The organism is Mycobacterium sp. 1245805.9, assembly GCF_001672915.1.
GTDB lineage: Bacteria > Actinomycetota > Actinomycetes > Mycobacteriales > Mycobacteriaceae > Mycobacterium.
This window is the reverse complement of record NZ_LZKR01000138.1, coordinates 1-23,619: the sequence shown is the minus strand read 5'-3', so window position 1 is coordinate 23,619 and position 23,619 is coordinate 1. Positions and strand designations below refer to the sequence as shown.

General features: G+C 70.1%; 25 protein-coding genes. 7 read left to right on the top strand and 18 right to left on the bottom strand.

Annotation, left to right across the window (positions count from 1 at the left end):
- On the top strand, positions 1 to 2,870 hold a 2,870-nt coding region (gene car / locus A9X00_RS19160), incomplete at its 5' end, for a carboxylic acid reductase (RefSeq protein ID WP_067156855.1).
- Between the two features lie 60 nt (positions 2,871 to 2,930).
- On the opposite strand, the gene A9X00_RS19155 is transcribed toward car, so the two are convergent.
- The 6 genes from A9X00_RS19155 to ruvC all read right to left on the bottom strand — a co-directional run bounded on the left by A9X00_RS19155 (position 2,931) and on the right by ruvC (position 7,166).
- Positions 2,931 to 3,608, bottom strand: coding sequence for a hypothetical protein (locus A9X00_RS19155; RefSeq protein WP_067156852.1), 678 nt, complete (start codon positions 3,606 to 3,608; stop codon positions 2,931 to 2,933).
- 126 nt (positions 3,609 to 3,734) lie between these two features.
- On the bottom strand, positions 3,735 to 4,121 hold the full coding sequence (locus tag A9X00_RS19150; protein WP_067156849.1) for a DUF1304 domain-containing protein: 387 nt from the start codon (positions 4,119 to 4,121) through the stop codon (positions 3,735 to 3,737).
- A 109-nt stretch (positions 4,122 to 4,230) separates the two neighbouring features.
- The gene (locus tag A9X00_RS19145) at positions 4,231 to 4,881 is read right to left on the bottom strand and encodes a hypothetical protein (protein ID WP_067156864.1); all 651 of its coding nucleotides are present in this window, start codon (positions 4,879 to 4,881) and stop codon (positions 4,231 to 4,233) included.
- 70 nt (positions 4,882 to 4,951) lie between these two features.
- Positions 4,952 to 6,010 carry a Holliday junction branch migration DNA helicase RuvB gene (gene ruvB / locus A9X00_RS19140; protein WP_067156847.1) on the bottom strand — a complete coding sequence of 353 codons (1,059 nt, stop codon included), beginning with the start codon at positions 6,008 to 6,010 and terminating at the stop codon, positions 4,952 to 4,954.
- Positions 6,007 to 6,600 carry a Holliday junction branch migration protein RuvA gene (gene ruvA / locus A9X00_RS19135; protein WP_067156845.1) on the bottom strand — a complete coding sequence of 198 codons (594 nt, stop codon included), beginning with the start codon at positions 6,598 to 6,600 and terminating at the stop codon, positions 6,007 to 6,009. The genes ruvB and ruvA overlap by 4 nt, the downstream gene beginning before the upstream one ends.
- Entirely contained in the window at positions 6,597 to 7,166 is a 570-nt protein-coding gene (gene ruvC / locus A9X00_RS19130; RefSeq protein WP_067156843.1) for a crossover junction endodeoxyribonuclease RuvC, read from the bottom strand. Before ruvC ends, ruvA begins: the two co-directional genes overlap by 4 nt.
- A 153-nt stretch (positions 7,167 to 7,319) precedes the next feature.
- On the opposite strand from ruvC, the gene A9X00_RS19125 reads away from it, so the two are divergent.
- The 5 genes from A9X00_RS19125 to A9X00_RS19105 are packed head-to-tail and all read left to right on the top strand — an operon-like array spanning position 7,320 to position 10,903.
- On the top strand, positions 7,320 to 7,931 hold the full coding sequence (locus A9X00_RS19125) for a DUF4178 domain-containing protein (RefSeq protein WP_067156837.1): 612 nt from the start codon (positions 7,320 to 7,322) through the stop codon (positions 7,929 to 7,931).
- Positions 7,932 to 7,950: 19 nt separating this feature from the next.
- Positions 7,951 to 8,454 (top strand): DUF2617 family protein, encoded by a 504-nt coding sequence (locus A9X00_RS19120; protein WP_067156835.1) that lies wholly within the window; start codon positions 7,951 to 7,953, stop codon positions 8,452 to 8,454.
- Positions 8,451 to 8,882 (top strand): DUF4247 domain-containing protein, encoded by a 432-nt coding sequence (locus A9X00_RS19115; protein ID WP_067156861.1) that lies wholly within the window; start codon positions 8,451 to 8,453, stop codon positions 8,880 to 8,882. The genes A9X00_RS19120 and A9X00_RS19115 overlap by 4 nt, the downstream gene beginning before the upstream one ends.
- A gap of 33 nt (positions 8,883 to 8,915) precedes the next feature.
- Entirely contained in the window at positions 8,916 to 9,371 is a 456-nt protein-coding gene (locus A9X00_RS19110; protein ID WP_067156833.1) for a DUF350 domain-containing protein, read from the top strand.
- Entirely contained in the window at positions 9,368 to 10,903 is a 1,536-nt protein-coding gene (locus A9X00_RS19105; RefSeq protein WP_067156831.1) for a polyamine aminopropyltransferase, read from the top strand. The genes A9X00_RS19110 and A9X00_RS19105 overlap by 4 nt, the downstream gene beginning before the upstream one ends.
- A 3-nt stretch (positions 10,904 to 10,906) precedes the next feature.
- Here the strand turns inward: A9X00_RS19105 and A9X00_RS19100 are convergent, their stop codons facing one another.
- The 5 genes from A9X00_RS19100 to pdxS form a co-directional block, all read right to left on the bottom strand.
- Positions 10,907 to 11,527, bottom strand: a complete 621-nt coding sequence (locus tag A9X00_RS19100) for a class I SAM-dependent methyltransferase (protein WP_067156829.1) — start codon at positions 11,525 to 11,527, stop codon at positions 10,907 to 10,909.
- Positions 11,524 to 12,279 (bottom strand): YebC/PmpR family DNA-binding transcriptional regulator, encoded by a 756-nt coding sequence (locus A9X00_RS19095; RefSeq protein ID WP_067156826.1) that lies wholly within the window; start codon positions 12,277 to 12,279, stop codon positions 11,524 to 11,526. Before A9X00_RS19095 ends, A9X00_RS19100 begins: the two co-directional genes overlap by 4 nt.
- Positions 12,280 to 12,499: 220 nt before the next feature.
- Positions 12,500 to 13,096 (bottom strand): pyridoxal 5'-phosphate synthase glutaminase subunit PdxT, encoded by a 597-nt coding sequence (gene pdxT, locus A9X00_RS19090; protein WP_067156823.1) that lies wholly within the window; start codon positions 13,094 to 13,096, stop codon positions 12,500 to 12,502.
- 7 nt (positions 13,097 to 13,103) lie between these two features.
- Positions 13,104 to 13,949 (bottom strand): acyl-CoA thioesterase II, encoded by an 846-nt coding sequence (gene tesB, locus A9X00_RS19085; RefSeq protein WP_067156819.1) that lies wholly within the window; start codon positions 13,947 to 13,949, stop codon positions 13,104 to 13,106.
- Positions 13,950 to 13,958: 9 nt separating this feature from the next.
- Entirely contained in the window at positions 13,959 to 14,873 is a 915-nt protein-coding gene (gene pdxS / locus A9X00_RS19080) for a pyridoxal 5'-phosphate synthase lyase subunit PdxS (protein ID WP_067156818.1), read from the bottom strand.
- A 120-nt stretch (positions 14,874 to 14,993) separates the two neighbouring features.
- On the opposite strand from pdxS, the gene A9X00_RS19075 reads away from it, so the two are divergent.
- Positions 14,994 to 16,655: a PE-PPE domain-containing protein gene (locus A9X00_RS19075; protein WP_067156817.1), complete on the top strand. Its 1,662-nt coding sequence runs from the start codon at positions 14,994 to 14,996 to the stop codon at positions 16,653 to 16,655.
- A gap of 4 nt (positions 16,656 to 16,659) precedes the next feature.
- Here A9X00_RS19075 and A9X00_RS19070 read toward each other — a convergent pair whose 3' ends face one another.
- From A9X00_RS19070 to A9X00_RS19040, 7 genes are all read right to left on the bottom strand, one after another.
- Positions 16,660 to 17,700 (bottom strand): NUDIX hydrolase, encoded by a 1,041-nt coding sequence (locus tag A9X00_RS19070; RefSeq protein WP_067156816.1) that lies wholly within the window; start codon positions 17,698 to 17,700, stop codon positions 16,660 to 16,662.
- Positions 17,700 to 18,824 (bottom strand): glycosyltransferase family 4 protein, encoded by a 1,125-nt coding sequence (locus A9X00_RS19065; protein ID WP_067156814.1) that lies wholly within the window; start codon positions 18,822 to 18,824, stop codon positions 17,700 to 17,702. The genes A9X00_RS19070 and A9X00_RS19065 overlap by 1 nt, the downstream gene beginning before the upstream one ends.
- A complete protein-coding gene (locus A9X00_RS19060) occupies positions 18,824 to 19,747 on the bottom strand; it encodes a phosphatidylinositol mannoside acyltransferase (protein WP_067156811.1) in 924 nt (307 codons plus the stop codon). The genes A9X00_RS19065 and A9X00_RS19060 overlap by 1 nt, the downstream gene beginning before the upstream one ends.
- Positions 19,744 to 20,376 carry a phosphatidylinositol phosphate synthase gene (gene pgsA / locus A9X00_RS19055; RefSeq protein ID WP_067156808.1) on the bottom strand — a complete coding sequence of 211 codons (633 nt, stop codon included), beginning with the start codon at positions 20,374 to 20,376 and terminating at the stop codon, positions 19,744 to 19,746. The genes A9X00_RS19060 and pgsA overlap by 4 nt, the downstream gene beginning before the upstream one ends.
- A gap of 49 nt (positions 20,377 to 20,425) precedes the next feature.
- Entirely contained in the window at positions 20,426 to 20,986 is a 561-nt protein-coding gene (locus tag A9X00_RS19050) for an HIT domain-containing protein (RefSeq protein WP_067156806.1), read from the bottom strand.
- Positions 20,979 to 23,045: a threonine--tRNA ligase gene (thrS, locus tag A9X00_RS19045; protein ID WP_067156805.1), complete on the bottom strand. Its 2,067-nt coding sequence runs from the start codon at positions 23,043 to 23,045 to the stop codon at positions 20,979 to 20,981. The genes A9X00_RS19050 and thrS overlap by 8 nt, the downstream gene beginning before the upstream one ends.
- Before the next feature lie 66 nt (positions 23,046 to 23,111).
- On the bottom strand, positions 23,112 to 23,619 hold a 508-nt coding region (locus A9X00_RS19040; RefSeq protein WP_067156804.1), incomplete at its 5' end, for a PaaI family thioesterase.

The window sequence follows — 23,619 nt, the reverse complement described above, 5'->3', positions numbered from 1 at the left end:
CTGCCCGGGCGCGGCGGGCCGGCACCGCCGTCACCGTCGAGGCCCTGGCCGACCTGCTGGAGCGCGGGACCGCCTTGCCCGAGGCGCCGACGTCGGCGCCGTCCGACGAGGAGCCCCTGGCCCTGCTGATCTACACCTCCGGCAGCACCGGCGCACCCAAGGGTGCGATGTACCCGGCGAGCAACGTCGGAAAGATGTGGTGCCGGTCGGCCCGGAACTGGTTCGGACCGAGCGCCGCGTCGATCACCCTCAACTTCATGCCGATGAGCCACGTCATGGGCCGCGGCATCCTCTACGGCACGCTCGGCAACGGCGGCACCGCCTACTTCGCGGCCCGCAGTGACCTCTCGACGCTGCTGGAGGACCTCGAGCTGGTCCGGCCCACCGAGATGAACTTCGTGCCGCGGATCTGGGAGACCATCTACGGCGAGTACCAGCGCCGGGTCGACCGCGGAGCCGACGAGGCCGAGGTGATGGACGAGCTGCGCAACCACCTGCTGGGGGGGCGGTTCATCTTCGCGATGACGGGCTCGGCGCCCACCTCCCCCGAGCTGCGCCAGTGGGTCGAATCCCTGCTGCAGATGCACCTGCTGGACGGCTACGGATCCACCGAGGCGGGCATGGTCCTGTTCGACGGCGTGGTGCAGCGCCCGCCGGTCATCGACTACAAGCTGGTCGACGTCCCCGAGCTCGGCTACTTCTCGACCGACCGGCCCTACCCGCGCGGTGAGATGCTGCTCAAGACCAACAACATGTTCCCCGGCTACTACAAGCGGCCCGAGACCACCGCAGGCGTGTTCGACGAGGACGGCTACTACCGCACCGGCGACGTCGTCGCCGAGGTCGCCCCCGACAAGCTGGTGTACGTCGACCGCCGCAACAACGTGCTCAAGCTCGCGCAGGGCGAATTCGTCACCGTCGCGAAGCTGGAAGCGGTGTTCGGCAACAGCCCGCTGGTGCGCCAGATCTACGTCTACGGCAACAGCGCCCACCCCTATCTCCTGGCGGTCGTGGTGCCCACCGAAGAGGCGTTGGCGGCCTACGACATTGACACGTTGAAGCCGATGATCGCCGACTCGCTGCAGTACGTCGCGAAGGAGGCCGGCCTGCAGTCCTATGAGGTGCCGCGCGACTTCCTCATCGAGACAACGCCTTTCACGCTGGAGAACGGCCTGCTGACCGGCATCCGCAAGCTGGCGTGGCCGAAGCTGAAGGCGCACTACGGCGAGCGCCTCGAGCAGCTCTACGCCGAGCTGGCCCAAAGCCAGGCCAACGAGCTGGCCGAATTGCGCCGCAGCGGCGCCGACGCGCCGGTGCTGCAGACGCTTAGCCGCGCCGCGGCCGCCCTGCTGGGCACCGCCACCAGCGAGGTGTCGCCGGAGGCCCACTTCACCGACCTGGGCGGGGACTCGTTGTCGGCGTTGACGTTCGGCAACCTGCTGCGCGAGATCTTCGACGTCGACGTGCCGGTGGGCGTGATCGTCAGCCCGGCCAACGACCTGGCCGCCATCGCCACCTACATCGAGGGCGAGCGCAAGGGCACCAAGCGGCCCAGCTTCGCCTCGGTGCACGGGCGTGAGGCGACCGAGGTGCACGCCGGCGACCTGACCCTCGACAAGTTCCTGGAGGCCTCGACGCTGGCCGCCGCGCCCGAGCTGCCCGGGCCCACCTCCGAGGTGCGCACCGTATTGCTCACCGGCGCAACGGGTTTCCTGGGTCGCTACCTGGCCCTGGAATGGCTGGAGCGCATGGACCTGGTGGACGGCAAGGTGATCGCGCTGGTGCGCGCCCGCTCCGACGAGGACGCCCGGGCCCGCCTGGACGCGACGTTCGACAGTGGAGACCCCGAGCTGCTGGCCCACTACCAGCGGCTGGCGGCCGACCACCTCGAGGTCGTCGCCGGCGACAAGGGCGAGGCCGACCTCGGCCTGGACGCCCAGACGTGGCAGCGGCTGGCCGACACCGTCGACCTGATCGTCGACCCCGCTGCCCTGGTCAACCACGTGCTGCCCTACAGCGAACTGTTCGGGCCCAACGCGCTGGGCACCGCCGAGCTGATCCGGCTCGCGCTGACCACCAAGATCAAGCCCTACACCTACGTCTCGACGATCGGGGTGGGCGACCAGATCCAGCCAGGCAAGTTCACCGAGGACGCCGACATCCGCCAGATCAGCGCGACGCGCGAGATCAACGACGGCTACGCCAACGGCTACGGCAACAGCAAGTGGGCCGGTGAGGTGCTGCTGCGCGAGGCCCACGACCTGTGCGGGCTGCCCGTCGCGGTGTTCCGCTGCGACATGATCCTGGCCGACACCACCTACGCCGGCCAACTGAATGTCCCGGACATGTTCACCCGGATGATGCTCAGCCTGGCCGCGACCGGGATCGCGCCCGCCTCGTTCTACGAGCGCGACGCCGACGGCCACCGGCAGCGCGCCCACTACGACGGGCTGCCCGTGGAGTTCATCGCCGAGGCCATCTCCACCCTTGGCGCCCAGAGCGCGGATGGCTTCCGCACCTTCCACGTGATGAACCCCTACGACGACGGCATCGGGATGGACCAGTTCGTCGACTGGCTCATCGAGGCGGGCTGCGCCATCCGGCGAGTCGACGACTACGGCGACTGGCTGCAGCGCTTCGAAACCAGCCTGCGCGGGCTGCCCGAAAAGCAGCGCAACGCCTCACTGCTGCCGCTCCTGCACAACTACCAAAAGCCCCAGCAGCCGATCAACGGCTCGATGGCGCCGACCGATCGGTTCCGTGCGGCGGTTCAGGACGCGAAAATCGGCCCCGACAAGGACATTCCGCACGTCTCGCCGCAGATCATCGCCAAGTACGTCAGCGACCTGCAGCTGCTCGGATTGCTCTGAGAATCCAATGCGACTCGCCCAGCCCGCCTTCGGTGCTGGGCGATTCGCTTTCCTCGTGACTCAGCCCTGGGGGTGCGGCCAGCGCAGGTACGCCGCGTTCGGCGACCCCGCGGCGCCGCGCTGGCGGCGCCAGCCGCGCTCCATCCGGGGCTTGGTCACCGCGCCCGACGACACCGCGGGCGACTCGTCGAGCCCGGACACGTACGCCGGCTCCCCGCCCGGCGCAGCTGCCTCGGCCTCGGTCGGGCCCAGGGGTTCCACGTCGCGCGCGAGCCGGACCGCGGTGCGCGCCAGGACGACCCCGCCCACGAAGATGATCAGCGCACCGAGGCCCGAGAAATAGGAGACCTCGAGCGCGGCGCGCTTGCGTTCGGTCGCCGCGATCGGGTCGCCGGCGGATCCGATGCCCAGCAGAGGAGCAATCTGGCCGCCCACCACGAACCATGCGCCGGACAGGACCGCGAGCCAGCCGCCCAGCATCGCGGCGATGCGGTTGCCGGCGACGATCAGCAGCAGGCCGCCGACCACGGTCGCGCCGCCCGGGAGCACCTCGAGCCAGCCGCGCGCCGTCGTCCAGGCCCAATCGCGGTCGGGCGTGTAGGCGAAGTCGAAGTGGGGGCCGACGAACGGGATCAACGCCCCCCAGGCGCCAAGGATCACCAGGATCAATCCGCTGATCGCGCCGCGCGAGCGCGGCATGGTCAAAGCGCCTGGATAGTCCCTATCTGCGTATCTCATTCCATCTCCTCAATTGAAGCCGGGCCGTTTTCCGGCCCCCCGGGAGTACCCGACCCGCCCGCGATGTAACACCTGCGGGCACAAGGAAGCGGTTTTGCGTGACCAGTGAGGCTGATGGTGCTGGTGTTACCAGGACAGGCCGAGAACCACCAGCACGATGGCAATCACCGGAAACGTGCCCTGGATCACCGCGGCCCGCGCCTTCTCCCGGGCGGAGAACACCAGCACGATCGCGGCGGCGGCCATGGATCCGACGCCGGCGAGAATGAGCGCGACCCCCACGGCCTTGTCGCCCATGATCACCGGGGGAATGCCGAGGAAGGTGACGATCGCCAGGAACAGGTTGTAGAAGCCCTGGTTGAAGGCGAGCAGCCGGGTGGTCTCGGCTTCCTCGGGCGTCGTCCCGAAGACGGCGCGGGTGCGCTCCGAGGTCCAGGTCAACGACTCCATCGTGAAGATGTAGACGTGCAGTAGGGCTGCCAGCCCGGCGAACACCAACCCGGCGGTGAGCATCGCTCCTCCTCGGTAGTCGAACGACCCAAGAACCATACCGAGCGGCGGTCGCCCGGGCGCGCAACAGCACCGGCAGCCCGCTGGGGACTACCGGTGCTCTCGCGCGTTATCAGACGCCGGCGTGGTGGTGCCGGCGGAACAGTCCGCCCCCGGCGCGCCGGTGGAAGAAGCCGCCCCGGCCACGCTCGTCGGTCCGCACGTCGCGCGGCGACTCGTCGTACACGGCCGGCTCGTGTGCCGGCGTGGCGGCGACGGGCGCCGGTTCGGTCACGACGACGTCGCGCGCATGGCGCACCGCGACGCGCCCCAGGGCGGCGCCGCCGAGGAACACGATCAGCGCGCCCAGGCCGGTGAAGTAGGTGACCTCGAGCAGGGCCCGCTTCAGGTCCGTCGCGGCCACCGGCTGGCCGACGTCACCGATGTTCAGCGTCGCGGCCAACGCCCGGCCGACCACAAACCAGGCCCCGGCGACGACGGCCAGCCAGCCGCCGAGCACCGCGCTGGCGCGATTGCCGGACACGACCAGGATCAGGCCGCCCACCGCGGCAACCACGCCGGGCAGCACCTCCAGCCAGCCTTTCGCCGTCGTCCACGTCCAGGCCGGGTCGACGGAATACGACCACCTGATCAGGGGCCCGATGAACGGGGCCAAGGCCCCCCATGCACCCAAGAGGATCAGAAGCAGCCCGGACACCGCACCGCGGGTGCGTGGCATGTACGGCGTGCGTGGGCTGTCATAGTCGGGACCGGTGCGCCTCATCAGAATCTCCTCCGCCAAGCGGTTTGCTGATGCAGACCGGGTACCCGGGTCGGGCGTGGCGTAACCGGTGCTAGTCGAAGAGGCCCGGTTGCCCGAGGCCGGTCGCCCCGGCCGGCGGCGTCAGGCCGAGGTGCGTCCAGGCCTGGGCGGTGGCCACCCGGCCCCGCGGGGTGCGCGCGACCATGCCCGCCCGCACCAGGAACGGCTCGCACACCTCCTCGACGGTTGTGGCCTCCTCCCCCACCGCCACCGCCAGCGTCGAAACCCCGACCGGGCCGCCGCCGAAGCCGCGGGTCAACGCCGACAGCACCGCCCGGTCCAGCCGATCCAGCCCCAGCTCGTCGACGTCGTAGACCTCCAGCGCGGCCTTGGCGACGTCGCGGGTGATCACGCCGTCGGCGCGCACCTCGGCGAAGTCGCGGACGCGGCGCAACAGCCGGTTGGCGATCCGCGGGGTCCCCCGCGAGCGTCGCGCGATCTCGGCGCCCGCGTCGGCCCCCAGCTCGATGCCGAGGATCCCGGCGGAACGGGCCAGCACCCGCTCCAACTCGGCGGGCTCGTAGAAGTCCATGTGCGCGGTGAATCCGAACCGGTCGCGCAGCGGGCCGGTCAGCGCGCCGGACCGCGTGGTCGCGCCGACCAGCGTGAACGGCGCCACCTCCAGCGGAATCGACGTCGCCCCAGGGCCTTTGCCGACGACGACGTCGACCCGGAAGTCCTCCATGGCCAGGTAGAGCATCTCCTCGGCGGGCCGGGCGATGCGGTGGATCTCGTCGATGAACAACACGTCGTGCTCGACCAGGTTGGACAGCATCGCGGCCAGGTCGCCGGCGCGCTCCAGGGCCGGACCGGACGTCACCCGCAACGACGAGCCGAGCTCCGCCGCGATGATCATCGCCAGCGACGTCTTCCCCAGCCCCGGCGGACCCGACAGCAGGATGTGATCCGGTGTGCCGCCGCGGTTCTTGGCCCCCTCGATGACCAGCTGCAGCTGCTCGCGCACCCGCGACTGCCCGATGAACTCCCGCAGCGAGCGGGGCCGCAGGCTGACGTCGATGTCGCCCTCACCGACGGTCAGGGCCGGGGAGACGTCGCGGTCGGCATAGTCGTCGGAGAAGTCGTCCGTCATTTGGACCTACCCAGCAACGACAGGGCCGCCCGCAGCGCGCTGGACGTCGTCGCCTCGTGATCGCCGGCCAGCACCTTGTCGGTGGCCTCCTCGGCCTGCTTGGCGGCGAAGCCCAGACCGACCAGCGCCTCCACCACCGGGCTGCGCACCGCATTGCCGTTGACCAGCGGCGCCCCGTTGGTCGCGGCCACGGCGCCCACTTTGTCGCGCAGCTCCAGCACCATCCGCTCGGCGCTGCGCTTGCCGATCCCAGGCACCCGGGTCAGCGCCACGACGTCGCCGTCGTGCAGCACCTGGCGCAACGTGGCGGCGTCGTGCACCGCCAGCGTCGCCATCGCCAGCCGGGGCCCCACCCCCGACACCGACAGCAGCGTCAGGAACAGGTCGCGGGTCTGCGCGTCGGTGAACCCGTACAGCGTCATCGAGTCCTCGCGCACGATCATCGCGGTGATCAGCCGGGCCTCGCTGCCCTGCCGCAGCGTCGCCAGCGTCGACGGCGTCGCGTTCACCCGGTAGCCAACGCCGGCCGCCTCGATCACGACGTGGTCGAGCGCCACCTCGAGCACCTCGCCGCGCACCGACGCGATCATCGGGCGACCGCCTTGCGCTTCGCCGCCAACTTGGCCCGGTAGGCGTGCCGTTGCTGCGCCGCCAGCGCTTCGGCCTTGGCCATCCGGGCGATCATCGGCGCGCGCCAGCTGTGGCAGATCGCCAACGCCAGCGCGTCAGCCGCGTCGGCCGGCGTCGGTTTGGTCTGCAGCGCAAGGATTTTGGTGACCATGGTGGTGACCTGAGCCTTGTCGGCGAAGCCGTTGCCGGTGACCGCCGCCTTCACCTCGGTGGGGGTGTGGAAGTGGACGTCGATGCCGCGCCTGGCCGCCGCCAGCGCGACCACGCCGCCGGCCTGCGCGGTGCCCATCACCGTCGACACGTTGTGCTGGGAGAACACCCGCTCGATGGCCACCACGTCCGGCAGGTGGGTGTCCAGCCAGTGCTCGACGGCATCGCTGACGGTCAGCAACCGCTTGGTCAGCGGCGCGTCCGCCCCCGTGCGCACCACGTCGACGTCGAGCGCGACGACCTTGCGCCCCGCGCCGGTCTCCACGACCGCCAGGCCGCATCGGGTCAGCCCGGGGTCGACGCCCATCACGCGCATTGCCGGCTCCTTCGTACGAACAGCTGTTCGAGAGCCTAACCGGCCGCACCGACGGGATCCGGTAGGACACGCTGCCGTCGGACGAAAGCTGTTAACTTATAGCCCACGTTCGCTCTAGCCCTGTGGCTAGCACTGTGGCATGGAAGGTTTGGCGTGGGAACAGTCCTGCTCGTCCTGGCGGCGGTGCTGTTTATCGCGTCGATCGTGGTGCTGGTCATCGCTTTGCGGCGGCCCAAAAAGCCGGCCCGGCCGAGCGGGCGCACCGATCCGCTGTCGTTCAACGCGATGCCCCAGTTCGGGCCCCGCCAACTCGGGCCCGGGGCGATCGTCAGCTACGGCGGCGTCGATCTCGTGGTCCGCGGCTCGGTAACGTTCCGCGAGGGCCCGTTCGTGTGGTGGGAGCACCTGCTGGAGGGCGGCGACCAGCCGATCTGGCTGAGCGTCGAAGAGGACGACGGGCGCCTGGAGCTGGCCATGTGGGTCACTCGCAAGGACCTCACCCTGCAGCCCGGTGACCAGTACGTCGTCGACGGCGTGCCGTTCCACGAAACGGAGCGCGGCCGGGCGTCCTACACCACCGAGGGCACCACCGGCCTGCCCGCCGGCGGCGAGATGGAATTCCTCGACTGCACCAACGCCAACGAGAGCGCCCTGCTCTCGTTCGAGCGCTGGGCCCCGGACATGCCCTGGGAGGTTTCGACGGGCAAGTCCGTGGTGCCCGGCGAATTGACCGTCTACCCAGCGCCGCCGCCCTCCTCGCCATAGGACCAGAGGACTCAGGTCGGTGCCCCTTCATCAGCTCGCCGTGACGCCGGCGGACGTGTCCGGGGAACGGCTGGGGCTCGCGCTCAACGCGCCCGCACCGGCGCCGCTGGCCACCTGCTCCCTTCAGCACCCCGACGGCGGCGCGCTGTTGCTCGGCGTGCTGGGCGCATCGCACGTGGTCGCGGTCGAGCACGCGAAAGGCCGCTTCTCCGAACAGGTTTCGTGCACCGCCCGCGGCCTCGGCGGCGACCTGCCGCGCCGCACCGACGCCCCCGGCTACCGGCTGCGGTCGCGCACCGAGACGCACGAGGAGGCGGCCTTCCGTTCGCTGGCCGGCGAACTTCGCGACCGCTGCGCGCGGGAACCGGGCTGGCTCGGCGGCACGTTCCCCGGCGACGACGCCGCGCTGACCGCGCTGACCGCCGAACCCGACGGCGCCGGCTGGCACTGGCAGACCTGGCATCTGTACCCGCTGGAGTCGGGCGGCGTGGTGGTGCACACCGAGAGCCGGTGGCGCCCGTGAGCCGCAACCGCCTGTTCGTGATCTCCGGGGCGCTGGCCGTCGCCGCCGTCGTCTGCCTGGTCTTCGGAATCATCTTGGAGCAGAAGGACATCGGGTCCTACATCGCGAGCCACTATCACGAGTACTCCCGCGACGTGAACGGGACGCGCTACCAGTGCACCGGGTCCCCCGACCAGGTCGCCGACACGCTCGCCGACTATCAGGCCCCCGAGGCGCGCGCCTCCAACGGCAACAGCGAATACCTGCGCTACAGCAACAACATCGTGATCGTCGGCCCGGACGGCAACAATCCGTGCAGCATCCGCGTCGAACCCCTGAGCGCCGGATACAGCCATGGCGCCTTCGTATTCCTCGGGCCCGGGTTCTTCCCCGGCTCCCCGTCGGGCGGCGCCGCCCGCCCCCCCGGCGGGCCCGGCGGAACCAAGTGATGGCTTAAGGCAGTAACCGCAAAGGAGACAACCATGAACCTCGCCGTCGAGATCGGCAATGTCGACCTCAATCCCGTCTTCAAGGGCGCGGTCGCGACGATCCTGTACTTCGCCGTCGGGATGGCGGTGCTGCTCGTCGGGTTCTATGTGGTCGACTGGCTGACGCCCGGGAAGCTGCGCCAACTGGTGTTCATCGATCGCCGCCCCAATGCCGTCGTCGTCGCGGGCGCCATGTACATCTCGCTCACCGTCGTCATCATCACCGCCATCGTCAACAGCTACAGCCAGCTGGCCCAGGGGCTGCTCGGCGTGGCGGTGTACGGGCTGATGGGTGTCATCCTGCTGGGCATCGCACTGCTGGCGATGCACCTGCTGATCCCGGGCGACTTCCACGAACACATCGACGAGCCCACGCTGCACCCGGGGTCCTTCGCGGTCGCCCTGATATTGCTGGCCGTGGGAGGGGTGACCGCCGCGGCGGTGTCATGACGTCCCAGGGCCGTTGGCGCGCCGTGTTGTTGGCCGCCGTGGCGGCCTGCGCGGCGTGCGGCATCATCTACGAGCTCGCGCTGCTGACGCTGTCCGCCAGCCTCAACGGCGGCGGCATCGTCGCGACGTCGCTGATCGTCGCGGGCTACATCGCGGCCCTGGGCGCGGGCGCGCTGCTGGCCAAGCCGCTGCTGGCGCACGCGGCGATCGCCTTCATCGCCGTCGAGGCGCTGCTAGGCATCATCGGCGGCCTGTCGGCGGCCGCGCTGTACACGGTGTTCGCGTTCCTGGACGGCTCGGTGGGCTCGACGTGGGTGCTGGCGGCCGGCACCGCCCTGATCGGCGGCCTGGTCGGGGCCGAGGTGCCGCTGCTGATGACGCTGCTGCAGCGGGGGCGGACGGCGGGTGCGGCCGACGCGGGGCGCACGCTGGCCAACCTCAACGCCGCCGACTACCTCGGCGCGCTGCTGGGCGGGCTGGTCTGGCCGTTCCTGCTGCTGCCGCACCTCGGCATGATCCGCGGCGCGGCGGCCACCGGCATCATCAACCTGGCGGCGGCGGGGATCGTGGCCGTCTTCTTGCTGCGCCGCATCGTTTCCGCGCGGCAACTGGCGACCGCGCTGTGCGCGCTGGCCGCCGCGCTCGGGCTGCTCGCCACGCTGCTGGTGCGCTCGACCGACATCGAAACCACAAGCAGGCAAAGGCTTTACGCCGATCCGATCATCGCCTACCGGCACACGGCGTACCAGGAGATCGTGGTGACGCGGCGCGGCAATGACATGCGGCTGTACCTCGACGGCGGCCTGCAGTTCTCCACCCGCGACGAGTACCGCTACACCGAAAGCCTGGTCTACCCCGCGCTCGGTGGGGGCGCCCGCTCGGTGCTGGTGCTCGGCGGCGGCGACGGCCTGGCCGCCCGCGAGCTGCTGCGCCAGCCCGGCATCGGCAAGATCGTGCAGGTCGAGCTGGACCCGGCCGTCATCGAGCTGGCGCGCACCACCATGCGCGACGCCAACGGCGGCGCGCTGGACAACCCGCGCGTCAAGGTCGTGATCGGCGACGCCATGACCTGGCTGCGCGGCGCCTCGGACACCGGATTCGACGCGGTGATCGTCGACCTTCCCGACCCCGACACACCCGTGCTGGGCCGGCTGTATTCGACCGAGTTCTACGCGCTCGCCGCCCGCGCGCTGGCGCCCGGCGGACTCATGGTCGTGCAGGCGGGCAGCCCGCTTTCCACGTCGACCGCGTTCTGGCGGACGGTCTCGACGATCCGGGCCGCCGGTTATGCCGTCACGCCGTATCACGTGCACGTGCCCACGTTCGGGGACTGGGGGTTCGTCTTGGCGCAACGCGGCGACGCCGCACCCCTCCCAAGGGTGCCAGCCGATGCTCCCCCGCTGCGGTTCCTCAACCAGCGGGTGCTCGACGCGGCCACCGTCTTCGCCGGCGACATCGCGGACCGCCCGCTCGAGCCGTCGACGCTGGACAATCCGCGCGTCGTCGAGGACATGCGACACGGGTACGACTAAGGCTTAGGACTGAGAGGGCTGGTCCGCCCGCACCACCCACACCACGCCCCGGCCCTTGGGACGCTGGTCGACGCGCACGTCGACGAGGCCCGCCGCCCGGCACTGCGCGGCGAACGACTCGGCCTGCTGCTCGGTCCAGCCGTGGCTGGCCAGGCCCGTGGCCCCGGGTTGCACCCGGCGTTCCAGCACCAGCAACCGCCCCGCCGGCGCCAGCACGCGGCGCAGCTCGGCGAGCCCGGCGGTGACGTCCTGCCAGTGGTGCACGGTCTTGAGCGACCAGACGACGGTCGCCCAGCCGTCGGAGACGGGCAGCGCCTCGGCGCCGCCCTGGGACCAGGTGACGGTCGTGCGGTCGCGCGTCGCAGCACGGGCCAGACGCAACATCACCGGGGACGGATCCACCCCGACGACCCGCGCGCCCCGTGCGGCGGCGGCCCGGGCGGCATTGCCTGGGCCACAACCGATGTCGACGACGCGGTCGGCGTCCGACACCCCGGCCAGGTCGACGGCCAGCCGCGCGTTGCCGCGGCCCGTGACGAGCATGCCGAGCGCGGTCACCACACCGATCGGGCCGCCGAAGCCCGGGTGGTCGGCGTGATGGTTGACGACGGGCGGCTCGGTCACTCGTCGTCGAGCGCGGCCAGCACCTCGTCGGAGACGTCGACGTTGGTGTAGACGTTCTGCACGTCGTCGCTGTCCTCCAGCGCATCGACGAGCTTGAACACCTTGCGGGCGCCGTCCAGGTCGACGGGAACGCTGACCGACGGCTGGAAACTGGCCTCGGCCGACTCGTAGTCGATGCCGGCGTCCTGCAGCGCGGTGCGCACCGCGACAAGGTCGGTCGGCTCGGAGATGATCTCGAAGCTGTCGCCCAGGTCGTTGACGTCCTCGGCGCCGGCGTCGAGCACGGCGGTCAGCACGTCGTCTTCGGTCAGGCCGTTCTTCTCCAGCGTGACCACGCCCTTGCGGGAGAACAGGTAGGCCACCGAGCCGGGGTCGGCCATGGTGCCGCCGTTGCGTGTCATCGCCACCCGCACCTCGCTGGCGGCGCGGTTGCGGTTGTCGGTCAGGCACTCGATCAGCACCGCCACGCCGTTGGGGGCGTAGCCCTCGTAGGTGATGGTTTGCCAGTCGGCGCCGCCGGCCTCCTCGCCGGCCCCGCGCTTGCGGGCGCGCTCGATGTTGTCGTTGGGCACCGACGTCTTCTTGGCCTTCTGGATCGCGTCGTAGAGCGTCGGGTTGCCGGCCGGATCACCGCCGCCGGTGCGGGCCGCGACCTCGATGTTCTTGATCAGCCGGGCGAACTCCTTGCCGCGGCGGGCGTCCTTGACGGCCTTCTGGTGCTTGGTGGTGGCCCACTTGGAATGGCCGCTCATCGGTGTTCTTACCTCTTCTCGCTTGATAACTCGCCCAACGAGTCTACGTGGGCGGTGGGCGCCGACGGCCCCGGCGCTCCCCGCGGTCTCTGCAGTCACAGCCGTCACAAGAAAGCGACCGGCACCCTTCTTGTCCACCTCAGAGCGACAACGCCTGTCGCTATGAGGTGGACAAAAAGCCTCATGCCACCCGTCCCGGGGCGAAAGTGACGGATGTGACTTACGCCTCGCCCCTGACGATGTCGACGAAGAGGTGGTGGATGCGGCGGTCGCCGGTCATCTCGGGGTGAAATGCGGTCGCCAGCTTCGAGCCCTGCCGCACCGCGACGACGTGCCCGGCCGCGCTGGCCAGCACCTGCACCCCGTCGCCGGTCCGCTCGACCCACGGCGCGCGGATGAACACCGCGCGCACCGGCCCGTCGAGGCCCGCGAACGGAATGTCGCCCTCGAACGAGTCGACCTGGCGGCCAAAAGCGTTGCGCCGCACCGTCATATCGATCGCGCGAAGCGGCAGCGCCTGCCGGCCCCGGGCGCCGGCGTCCAGGATGTCGGTGGCCAGCAGGATCATGCCGGCGCACGCGCCGTAGGCGGGCAGCCCGTCGGCCAGCCGCCGCCGCAACGGCTCGAGCAGCTCGAAGTCCAGCAACAGGTGGCTCATCGTGGTGGATTCGCCGCCGGGAATGACCAGCCCGTCCACCGCCTCCAGCTCGCTGCGGCGGCGGACCGGCATCGACTCGGCTCCCGCCTCGCGCAGCGCCGCCAGATGCTCGCGGGTGTCGCCCTGCAGGGCCAGGACCCCGATCTTCGGCGCGCTCACGGAGAAATCATTGCTTGTGCGGCTGGTATCCGCGCGGGAAGCGGGTCAGACCCTCCTGCATGACCGCGGCGACCATCTCGCCGTACTGGTTGAAGATCTTGCCCTGGCACAGCGCGCGACCGCCGCAGGCCGACGGCGAGGACTGGTCGTAGAGCAACCATTCGTCGGCCCGGAACACCCGCATGAACCACATCGCGTGGTCGAGCGAGGCCACCTGCAGGTGCGCGCGTTCGTCGAGGTGGGTGACCTGCGCTGAACCCAACAGGGTGAGGTCGCTCATGTAGGCCAACGCGCAGATGTGCAGCACCGGGTCGTCGGGCAGCGGGTCGCGGTGGCGAAACCACACCTGCTGCTGCGAGGCCTTGCCGGGCAGCCGCTCCACGCGCTCCCGCGGCACGATCCGCACGTCCCACTCCTCGAACTGCTTGAACCCGGCGTCGTCGAACACCTTGATCGAGCTCAACCCCGGCAGGCCGTCCGGCGGCGGCGCCGCGGGCATCGCGTCCTGGTGGTTGATGCCCTCCTGGTCGGTCTGGAACGACGCCGACATGGAGAAGATGGTTTCGCCGTGCTGGATGGCGTTGACGCGGCGGGTGCAGAACGAGCCGCCGTCGCGGATGCGTTCGACGATGAAGACCGTCGACGCCGTGGCGTCCCCGGGCCGCAGGAAGTAGCCATGCAGCGAGTGCACCAGGAAATGCGGGTCGACGGTGCGCACCGCCGACACCAGGGACTGCCCCGCTACGTGGCCGCCGAACGTGCGCTGAAAATATCCCGAGTCCGGGCTGAACACGTTTCCGCGATAGATGTTGACCTCGAGCTGCTCGAGATCAAGGATCTTCTCGATCGACACGGACTGTTCTTACCAGCCGCGTTCGGCCAGCCGATGCGGCTGCGGGAGCTGCTCCACGTTGATGCCCACCATCGCCTCGCCCAGCCCGCGTGACACCTTGGCCAGCACGTCGGGATCGTCGTAGAAGGTGGTGGCCTTCACGATCGCGGCGGCGCGGTGCTCGGGCGCCCCGGACTTGAAGATGCCGGAGCCGACAAACACCCCCTCGGCGCCGAGCTGCATCATCATCGCCGCGTCGGCGGGGGTGGCGATGCCGCCGGCGGTGAACAGGGTGACCGGCAACTTGCCGGCCCGGGCCACCTCGAGGACCAGCTCGTAGGGCGCCTGCAATTCCTTTGCGGCGACGTACAACTCGTCCTCGGACAGCGACGTCAGCCGGCGGATCTCGCCGCTGATGGCCCGCATGTGCGTGGTGGCGTTGGACACGTCGCCGGTGCCGGCCTCGCCCTTGGAGCGGATCATGGCCGCGCCCTCGGCGATGCGCCGCAGGGCCTCGCCGAGGTTGGTCGCGCCGCACACGAACGGCACGGTGAACTTCCACTTGTCGATGTGGTGGGTGTAGTCGGCGGGGGTCAGCACCTCCGACTCGTCGATGTAGTCCACCCCGAGGCTCTGCAGGATCTGCGCCTCGACGAAGTGCCCGATGCGCACCTTGGCCATGACCGGGATGGTCACGGCCGCGATGATGCCCTCGATCATGTCGGGGTCGCTCATCCGCGACACCCCGCCCTGGGCGCGGATGTCGGCCGGCACCCGTTCCAGCGCCATCACCGCGACGGCGCCGGCGCCCTCGGCGATGCGGGCCTGCTCGGGCGTGACGACGTCCATGATGACGCCGCCCTTGAGCATCTCGGCCATGCCGCGCTTGACGCGCGCGGTGCCGGTCTGGTTGGCCTGGCCACCATTTGCCTGGGCGGTGTCCACGTCTCTCCTTCGCTCCGTCAATGCCTGCACCAGTCTAGTGGTGACCAACAAACCGGTTTTTCCAGCTCGGGCGGCGGACCTGTCATATCGTCAGATCACCGAGTCGAAAGAAACGTAGCGATGAATTTCGCCGTGTTGCCGCCGGAATTGAACTCCGCGCGCATGTTCGCCGGTCCGGGCCAGGGCCCGATGCTGGCGGTGGCGGCGGCCTGGGACGGGCTGGCCGAAGAGCTGCGCGCCGCGGCGGGCTCCTTCGCGTCGGTGACCTCCGAGTTGGCGGGCGAGGCCTGGGTCGGCCCGGCGGCGGCGGCGATGGCGAGCGCGGCCGGCCCGTACGCGGCGTGGCTGAGCGCGGCGGCGGCTCAGGCCGAGCAGACCGCCGCCCAGGTCCGGTTGACCGCCGAGACCTTCGACGCGGCGCTGGCGGCCACGGTGCACCCAATTGCGGTGGCCGCCAACCGGACTCGGTTGCTCTCGCTGGTGGGATACAACCTGCTGGGCCAGAACGCCCCGGCGATCGCGGCGGCCGAGGCCGAATACGAACAGATGTGGGCCCAGGACGCGGCCGCGATGGCGGACTATTACGCCGGCGCCGCGGCGGCGGTCGCGCAACTGGTGCCGTGGCAGGGCCTGCCGCAGAACCTGGGCAGCGGAAACGTCGGCGTCGGCAACATCGGCATCAACAACGTCGGCAACGGCAACATCGGCGTCGGAAACCTCGGCAACGCGAACTTCGGCATCCAGAACACGGGCAATCAGAACATCGGCATCGGGAACACCGGCAACTGGAACATCGGCTTCGCCAACCCGGGCAACGGCAACGTCGGGGTGCTGCTGATCAGCGAGAACCAGGTGGGTGCCGGCGGGCCGACGGCGCTGATCATGGGCGGCACCGGCCTCGGCCCGCTGCCCCGGCTGCACAACGTGCTGGCTTCCGAGCTCTTCATCAATCCGACTCATCCCGACTACAACGCGCAGTTCCTGGTGACACCCGAGAAGTTGTTCCCGTTCACCGGGTTGGACAGCCTGACGCTGGACCAGTCGGTGGCCCAGGGCGTGCAGAACCTGAACACGGCGATCAACACGCAACTGGCGGCGGGAAACCACGTCATCGTCTTCGGCGGCTCGCAAAGCGCCGTGATCGCCACCGTCGAAATGCGCTATCTGCAATCCTTGCCGGCGGGCGTACGGCCGGCGCTGGATGAGCTGTCCTTCGTGCTGATCGCCAACCCCGACCGGCCCGACGGCGGGCTGCTGGCGCGCCTTCCCGGTTTCTCCATACCGGGCATGGGCTTCACGTTCTACGGTGCGACCCCCACCAACGCCTACCCCACCATCGACTACGCCGTCCAATACGACGGAGCCGCCGACTTCCCGCAGTACCCGATCGACATCTTGGCCGACGCGAACGCCATCGCCGGCTTCCTTTTCGTGCACCCGGCCTACAACACCGTGACGACCGCCCAGCTGGCGTCGGGGGTGGTCCAGCCGGTGTCGCCGGGGGACAGCCTGACCACCTACATCCTCATTCCCAATCCGAACCTGCCGCTGCTGGACCCGCTGCGCGCCATCCCCCTGGTGGGAAACCCGCTGGCCGACCTGGTCCAGCCGGACCTGCGGGTGCTCGTCGAGCTGGGCTACGACCGCACCGCCTACCAGGACGTGCCCACGCCGTTCGGGCTGTTCCCGCAGATCGATCCGGCCACGGTGGCCACCCAGCTGCAGCAGGGGGCGGTGCAGGGGGTTCACGACGCGCTCGCCGACGTGGGTTTGCGGCTTTGAGACCTCAGACGATGGGCTGAGGCACGCCGGCCGCGGCGCTTTCGGCGCCGTCCGCCAGCCGGTTGGCCACCGGCAACAGCTCGCCCAGTTGCCGCGGATACACCTGCTCGCCGGCCGCGGTCAGCTCGGCGATGTCGTTCGCGTCACACCAGCGGGCGCCGTGAATGTAGCTGCGTTCCAGCTCGGTCCGCCCCGCCAGGGACGGCTCGAACCGGCGGGTGCGGTGCAGCAGGTAGAACTCCTCGCTCTCGATCAGCGAGCCGTTGAACTCGAAGACCTCGTCGCGCCGCCAGACGGGTCCGATCATGTCGGCCGGCTCGACCCGCAGGCCCGTCTCTTCGGCCAGCTCCCGCACGGCGGCCTCGACCAGCCGCTCGCCGTTGCCCACCTCGCCGCCGACGGTGAACCACCACCGGGGCGCGGCCCCGTCACCGAACGCCGGGTTGGCCGGGTCCGACCCGCACAACAGCAGCACGGCGCCGGACTCGTCGAGCAGCACCACCCGCGCCGACGTGCGGTGGTTGGGCACGCCGCGCTCGGGGTGCGCGAGCGCGTGCGGCCGCTCCAGGATTTCGAAATAGCTTGGCAGCGCGGCGGTTCCGCCCAGCCGTAGGGTGCGCACCAGGAACCGCTCGCGCAGCGCCAGGGTGTCGCGAACGGCGTCGTTGTGGAAGCGGCGGGCCAGCACCACGCGGGCCTCGGCGTCGGCCAGCTCGGCGATCAGGCCCGCGGGCAGCGACGCAGGATCGACCATCGCCAGCGCGGCCGACAGCCCGTTCTCGGCGTTCTCGCGGGCCGGCCGCGGCGCGCGTTCCGCGGCGTCGGCCAGCGCGGCCAGCCGCCTGCCCTCGGCGGAACTCCCGTACCCGTCGATCGCCACGGCCCGCGCCACCACCGCGCGTCGGGCCAGCGCGCCATCGAGCGCCTGCCAGGACAGGTCGTAGCGGACGTGCAGCCGGTCGAGCCGGTGGGCCGTCTGGTATGCCCAGCCGGCGAAGGCGACCAGCGCCACCAACACCACGACGGCGATGACGAGCCACGTCATCAACTGGCCACCTGGACCTTGGTTCCCGACCCGGCGACCGTCTCGTACACCCGCATGATCTGGCTGGCCACCACCGACCAGTCGTAGCGGCGGACCGCCTTCGAACCGGCCGCCACGTAGCGTTTGCGCAGCGCGCCGTCGGCCAGCACCTCGATCAGCGCATCGGCCAGTGCGGCCCCGTCGTCGACGGGCACCAACCGCCCGCAGTCGCCGTCGCACAGCACGCGCCGGAAGGCATCCAGGTCGCTGGCCACCACCGGCGTGCCGGCGGCCATCGCCTCGACCAGCACGATGCCGAAGCTCTCCCCGCCCGTGTTGGGCGCGCAGTAGACGTCGGCGCTGCGCATCGCCGACGCCTTGCCCGCGTCGTCCACCTGGCCCAGGAACGAGATGTGATGCACCAATTCGCCTGCCTGCTCGCGCAATTCGTCCTCGTCGCCGCGACCGACGATCAGCAACTGCACGTCCGGGTTACGTTCGACCACGCGCGGCAGCGCCTCGAGCAGCACCGTCATGCCCTTGCGGGGCTCGCCGTAGCGGCCCAGGAACAGCACGGTCTTGCCCGGCCGCGGGTATCCGTCCAGCCGCGGCGCCGCGGCGAACGACTCCACGTCGACCCCGTTGGGGATCTCCACCGCGTCGGTGCCCAGTGCCTCCATCTGCCAGCGCCGGGCCAGGTCGGACACCGCGATCCGGCCGACGATCTTCTCGTGCATCGGGCGCAGGATGCCCTGAAAGACCGTCAGGGTAAGCGATTTGGTGGTCGACGTGTGGAACGTCGCGACGATCGGGCCCTCGGCAATGTTCAGCGCCAGCATCGACAGGCTGGGCGCGTTGGGCTCGTGCAGGTGCAGGACGTCGAAATCACCCTCCACGAGCCACTTTTTGACCTTGCGGTGGGTGGCCGGGCCGAACCGCAGCCGGGCCACCGACCCGTTGTAGGGAATCGGGACGGCCTTGCCGGCGGAGACGACGTAGTCGGGCAGCGCGGCGTGCGGCGAGACCGGTGCCAGCACGCTGACCTCGTTCCCGCGGGCGCGCATCACCTCGGCCAGCTGCAACACATGGGACTGCACCCCGCCCGGCACGTCGAACGAATACGGACAGACCATCCCGATTCGCATCAGGTTTCCCTCAGCCTCGCCTGCTTGGCGTCGGACAGGTCCGCCAGCCACTGCGGCTGCATCATGTGCCAGTCCTCGGGGTGCGCGGCGATGTTCGTGGCGAACTGATCCGCCAGCGCCTGGGTGATGGCCTGGACGTCGCCGCTGGAGGTGTCCAGCGGCGGGGATATCTCGACAGGCCAGCCGTCGCGTTCGTTCCAGCAGTGCGCGGGGCACAGGGCCGCACCGGTTTCGATCGCGAGCTTCGCCGGCCCGGCCGGCATCCGGGTGAGCTCCCCGAAGAACTTCACTTCCACACCGGTGCGGGTCAGGTCGCGCTCGGCCATCAGGCACACCGGCCGGTTGGCGCGCAGCCGGTCGCATAACGTCTCGAACGGCGGGCGTTCGCCGCCGGACAGCGGGATGACCTCGAAGCCAAGGCTTTCGCGGTAGCCGATGAAACGCCGGTACAGCGATTCGGGTTTGAGGCGCTCGGCGACGGTGGTGAAGGTGCCGCGCGTCTGCGCCAGCCACACCCCGGCCATGTCCCAGTTGCCGCTGTGCGGCAGCGCCAGCACCACTCCCCGGCCGGCGGCCAGGGCCGCGTCGATATGGTCGGCGCCGCGGAACGTCTCGTCGATGCGGCGGGCCAGCTCGCGGTGGTCCATCGTCGGCAGCCGGAAGGCTTCCCGCCAGTACCGGGCGTAGGACGCCAGCGACGCCCGCATCAGCTGGTCCGGCACCTGATCGGGCGGCACGCCGATCACCCGGGCCAGGTTCTTGCGCAGCTGGGCGGGCCCGCCGCGGCGGGCCGCGTAGCGCGCGCCGGCGTCGAACGCGTTGCGGGCGGCGAACTCCGGCATCGCCCGCACCGCCATCCACCCGGTGGCGTATGCCCAGTCGGCGGCCGTACCGCGGGTCAGGCGGCCCAGATCGAGGATCATGGCATGGGCTCCGTCGCGCCGGGGGACGTGCGCACGGTGTGCAGGCGCTGCACGCAGGTGACCACGCTGGCCACCGCCAGCAGCCACATCGCCACCGGCAGCGCGGGCGGCCAAGCGAGGTAAGGGAAGTCGGAGATGCCGGCGCCGACCAGCACGATGATCAGCCGTTCCGGACGTTCGATGATGCCGCCGTCGCCGCGCAGCCCGCTGGCTTCGGCCCGCGCCTTGATGTACGAGATCACCTGCGAGGTGACCAGGCAGATCAGGGTCGCCGCCACAAGCAGCTTGTCGTGCAGGCCGAAGGCGGCCCACCAGAGCAGCCCGCAGAACACGGCGCCGTCGCTGATCCGGTCGCACGTCGCGTCCAGCACCGCGCCGAATCGCGTGCCGCCGCCCCGTTCCCGGGCCATGGCCCCGTCGAGCATGTCGAAGAGCACGAAGAACCAGACCACCAGGGTGCCGGCGAACAGCCGGCCCGTCGGGAACAGCGTCAGCGCACCGGCGACCGCGACGACGGTGCCCAGGACGGTGACGGCGTCGGGCGTCAATCCGACCTTCAGGCACGCCCGTGCCGTCGGGGTGGTGAGCCGCGCGAACGCCGCCCGCGACAGGAACGGCACTTTACTCATGCGCGCCGCTCCTCAGCATCGCTTCGCTCTGCATCGTCGCCGCCGCGACTCATCGGTTTCGGGCCCACTCCGTCGCGAGCAGCTGGCGGGTGTCGCGCAGCAACTGCGGGATCACCTTGGCGCCGCCGACGATGGTGATGAAGTTGGCGTCGCCGCCCCAGCGCGGCACGACGTGCACGTGCAGGTGCTCGGCCAGCGAGCCCCCGGCCGACGTCCCCAGGTTCATCCCGACGTTGAAGCCGTGCGGCCGCGACACGTTCTTGATGACGCGAATCGCCTTCTGGGTGAAGGCCATCAGCTCCGCGCTCTCCGCCTCGGTCAGGTCCTCGAGCTCCGAGACCCGCCGGTAGGGCACCACCATCAGGTGCCCGGGGTTGTAGGGGTAGAGGTTGAGCACGGCGTAGACGAGTTCGCCGCGCGCCACCACCAGGCCGTCCTCGTCGGACAGCTGGGGGATGTCGGTGAATGGCTGCTCGGTCTTGCCGTTGTCGCGCTTCATCGGCGCCTCGGCCAGGTAGTTCATCCGGTACGGCGTCCACAGCCGTTGCAGGTGGTCTTGCTCGCCGACTCCCCGGTCGAGGATGGTGTCGTCGCGTTCGGAGTCACTCACCGCCGGTTACCTTCACCAGTTCGGCCGTGGGAGAGGCGTTTTCGCGATCGGCGATCCACTTCACGATCGCGTCGACGGCGCTGTCGCGGTCCACGCCGTTGATCTGCGTGCGGTCGCCGAAGCGGAAGCTCACCGCGCCGGCGGCCACGTCGCGGTCACCGGCCAGCAACATGAACGGCACCTTCTGGTTGGTGTGGTGCACGATCTTCTTGGCCATCCGGTCGTCGCTGGCGTCCACCTCGACCCGCACGCCGTGCGACTTCAGCTGCGCGGCAACGCTTTCCAAGTACTCCACGTGCTCGTCGGCGACCGGGATGCCGACCACCTGGACCGGCGCCAGCCACGCCGGGAACGCGCCCGCGTAGTGCTCGGTCAGGATGCCGAAGAACCGTTCGATCGACCCGAAGAGCGCGCGGTGGATCATCACCGGGCGCTGCCGGGACCCGTCCGGGGCGGTGTATTCCAGCTCGAAACGCTCCGGGAAGTTGAAGTCGAGCTGGATGGTCGACATCTGCCAGGTGCGGCCCAGCGCGTCTTTGACCTGGACGGAGATCTTGGGGCCGTAGAACGCCGCGCCGCCCGGGTCGGGCACCAGGTCCAGGCCGGATTCGGCGCCCACCTCGGCCAGCACGTTGGTGGCTTCCTCCCACACCTCGTCGGAGCCGACGAATTTCTCCGGGTCCTTGGTCGACAGCTCGAGGTAGAAGTCGGTGAGGCCGTAGTCGCCGAGCAGGTCGAGCACGAAGCGCAGCAGAGAGCGCAGCTCGTCGCGCATCTGCTCGCGGCTGCAGAAAATGTGGGCGTCGTCCATCGTCAGGCCGCGGACCCGGGTCAGCCCGTGGATGACGCCGGACTTCTCCAGGCGATAGACCGTGCCGAACTCGAAGAGCCGCAACGGGAGTTCGCGGTAGGACCGCCCGCGCGCCCGGAAGATCAGGCAGTGCATCGGGCAGTTCATCGGCTTGAGGTAGTAGTCCTGGCCCGGTTTGCGCAGCGACCCGTCCTCGTTGTGCTCGGCGTCGATGTGCATCGGCGGGAACATGCCGTCGGCGTACCAGTCCAGGTGGCCCGACGTGTGGAACAGCTGGGCCTTGGTGATGTGCGGGGTGTTGACGAACTGGTAGCCGGCCTCGGTGTGCTTGCGCCGCGAGTAGTCCTCGAGCTCGCGGCGCACGATGCCGCCCTTGGGGTGGAAAACCGCCAGGCCCGAACCGATTTCGTCGGGGAAGCTGAACAGGTCGAGTTCCGCGCCGAGCTTTCGGTGGTCGCGGCGCTGGGCCTCCTCGATCAGCTCCAGGTGCTTCTCGAGCGCCTCCTGCGACTCCCACGCGGTGCCGTAGATGCGTTGCAGGCTCGCGTTCTTCTGATCACCGCGCCAATAGGCCGCCGAGCTTCTGGTCAGCTTGAACGCGGGGATGTGCTTGGTGGTGGGGATGTGCGGTCCGCGGCACAGGTCACCCCAAACACGTTCGCGGGTACGGGGATTGAGGTTGTCGTACGCGGTGAGCTCGTCGCCGCCGACCTCCATGATCTCGGCCGTGTTCTCGGTAAAGCCGGACTTGTCGTCGACGAGTTCGAGCTTGTAGGGCTCGTCGGCGAGCTCGATGCGCGCCTGCTCTTTGGAGTCGTAGACGCGCCGGTCGAACAGCTGGCCGTCCTTGACGATCTGGCGCATCCGCTTTTCCAGCTTGGCCAGATCCTCCGGCGTGAACGGCTCCGCCACGTCGAAGTCGTAGTAGAAGCCGTCGGTGATGGGCGGCCCGATGCCCAATTTGGCTTGCGGGAACAGGTCTTGGACGGCCTGGGCCAACACGTGCGCGGCCGAGTGCCGGATCACGCTGCGGCCCTCGTCGGTGTTGGCCGCGACGGGAACGACGTCGGCATCTGTGTCGGGCACCCAGCTCAGGTCGCGCAGCTTGCCGTCGGCGTCGCGCACCACCACGATCGCGTCGGGCACGCCGCGCCTGGGCAGCCCGGCCTCACCGACCGCGGCGGCCGCGGTGGTCCCGGCGGGCACCCGGATCGGGTTTGCCGGGGTGGGCTGTGCGGCGGCGCTCATCGGGTTGGGTCTCCAAGGCTAAGGTGCGGTGATTGGTCGTGCCCATGCTATCGGGGCCGAGTGGGCTCAGGGCTGGCCAGGCTTGAGCCGCACGAACAGCGCGTCGGCCTCGGTCAGCAACGTGTCGCCGTCGCAGAGCCGGCCCGACACAAAGATCTTGCGCCCCTCCACCCGGTCGACGCCGGCCTCGAACTGCAATTCCTTCTCGATCGGCACGATGTGGCGGTAGTCGATCTTGAGGTAGGCGGTGCGCTGGTACGGGCCGCCGGTGAGGACCGCGGACGTCAGCCCGAGCACGCTGTCGAACAGCATCCCCAGCGCCCCGCCATGCACGGCGCCGTTGCGCCCCAGGTGATACCGCGCGAAGCGGGCCCAGCCGTGGATGCGCCCGTCGTCACCCTTGGTCGCCTTCATCGGGATGGACAAGATGTTGCCGCGCATGGGCAGGTCCATCCGGCGCCCGGACGGCGACTCCCACTCGTCGGTGTCGTAGGGGCTCAATAGCGCCGAGAGCTTCTCCAGCTGATCCGCCGCCTCGGTGATCACCGCGTCGGGGGCGTCGACGGCGCGGGCG

Excerpts from the sequence above, each read along its gene's own strand:
- A9X00_RS19095 (WP_067156826.1), bottom strand. The coding sequence starts at position 12,279 with ATGAGCGGCCATTCCAAGTGGGCCACCACCAAGCACCAGAAGGCCGTC.
- A9X00_RS19110 (WP_067156833.1), top strand. The coding sequence starts at position 8,916 with ATGAACCTCGCCGTCGAGATCGGCAATGTCGACCTCAATCCCGTCTTC.
- ruvB (WP_067156847.1), bottom strand. The coding sequence starts at position 6,010 with ATGACGGACGACTTCTCCGACGACTATGCCGACCGCGACGTCTCCCCG.
- ruvA (WP_067156845.1), bottom strand. The coding sequence starts at position 6,600 with ATGATCGCGTCGGTGCGCGGCGAGGTGCTCGAGGTGGCGCTCGACCAC.
- pgsA (WP_067156808.1), bottom strand. The coding sequence starts at position 20,376 with ATGAGTAAAGTGCCGTTCCTGTCGCGGGCGGCGTTCGCGCGGCTCACC.
- thrS (WP_067156805.1), bottom strand. The coding sequence starts at position 23,045 with ATGAGCGCCGCCGCACAGCCCACCCCGGCAAACCCGATCCGGGTGCCC.
- A9X00_RS19155 (WP_067156852.1), bottom strand. The coding sequence starts at position 3,608 with ATGAGATACGCAGATAGGGACTATCCAGGCGCTTTGACCATGCCGCGC.
- A9X00_RS19150 (WP_067156849.1), bottom strand. The coding sequence starts at position 4,121 with ATGCTCACCGCCGGGTTGGTGTTCGCCGGGCTGGCAGCCCTACTGCAC.
- A9X00_RS19060 (WP_067156811.1), bottom strand. The coding sequence starts at position 19,747 with ATGATCCTCGATCTGGGCCGCCTGACCCGCGGTACGGCCGCCGACTGG.
- A9X00_RS19145 (WP_067156864.1), bottom strand. The coding sequence starts at position 4,881 with ATGAGGCGCACCGGTCCCGACTATGACAGCCCACGCACGCCGTACATG.
- A9X00_RS19065 (WP_067156814.1), bottom strand. The coding sequence starts at position 18,824 with ATGCGAATCGGGATGGTCTGTCCGTATTCGTTCGACGTGCCGGGCGGG.
- A9X00_RS19075 (WP_067156817.1), top strand. The coding sequence starts at position 14,994 with ATGAATTTCGCCGTGTTGCCGCCGGAATTGAACTCCGCGCGCATGTTC.
- A9X00_RS19105 (WP_067156831.1), top strand. The coding sequence starts at position 9,368 with ATGACGTCCCAGGGCCGTTGGCGCGCCGTGTTGTTGGCCGCCGTGGCG.
- ruvC (WP_067156843.1), bottom strand. The coding sequence starts at position 7,166 with ATGCGCGTGATGGGCGTCGACCCCGGGCTGACCCGATGCGGCCTGGCG.
- A9X00_RS19070 (WP_067156816.1), bottom strand. The coding sequence starts at position 17,700 with ATGACGTGGCTCGTCATCGCCGTCGTGGTGTTGGTGGCGCTGGTCGCC.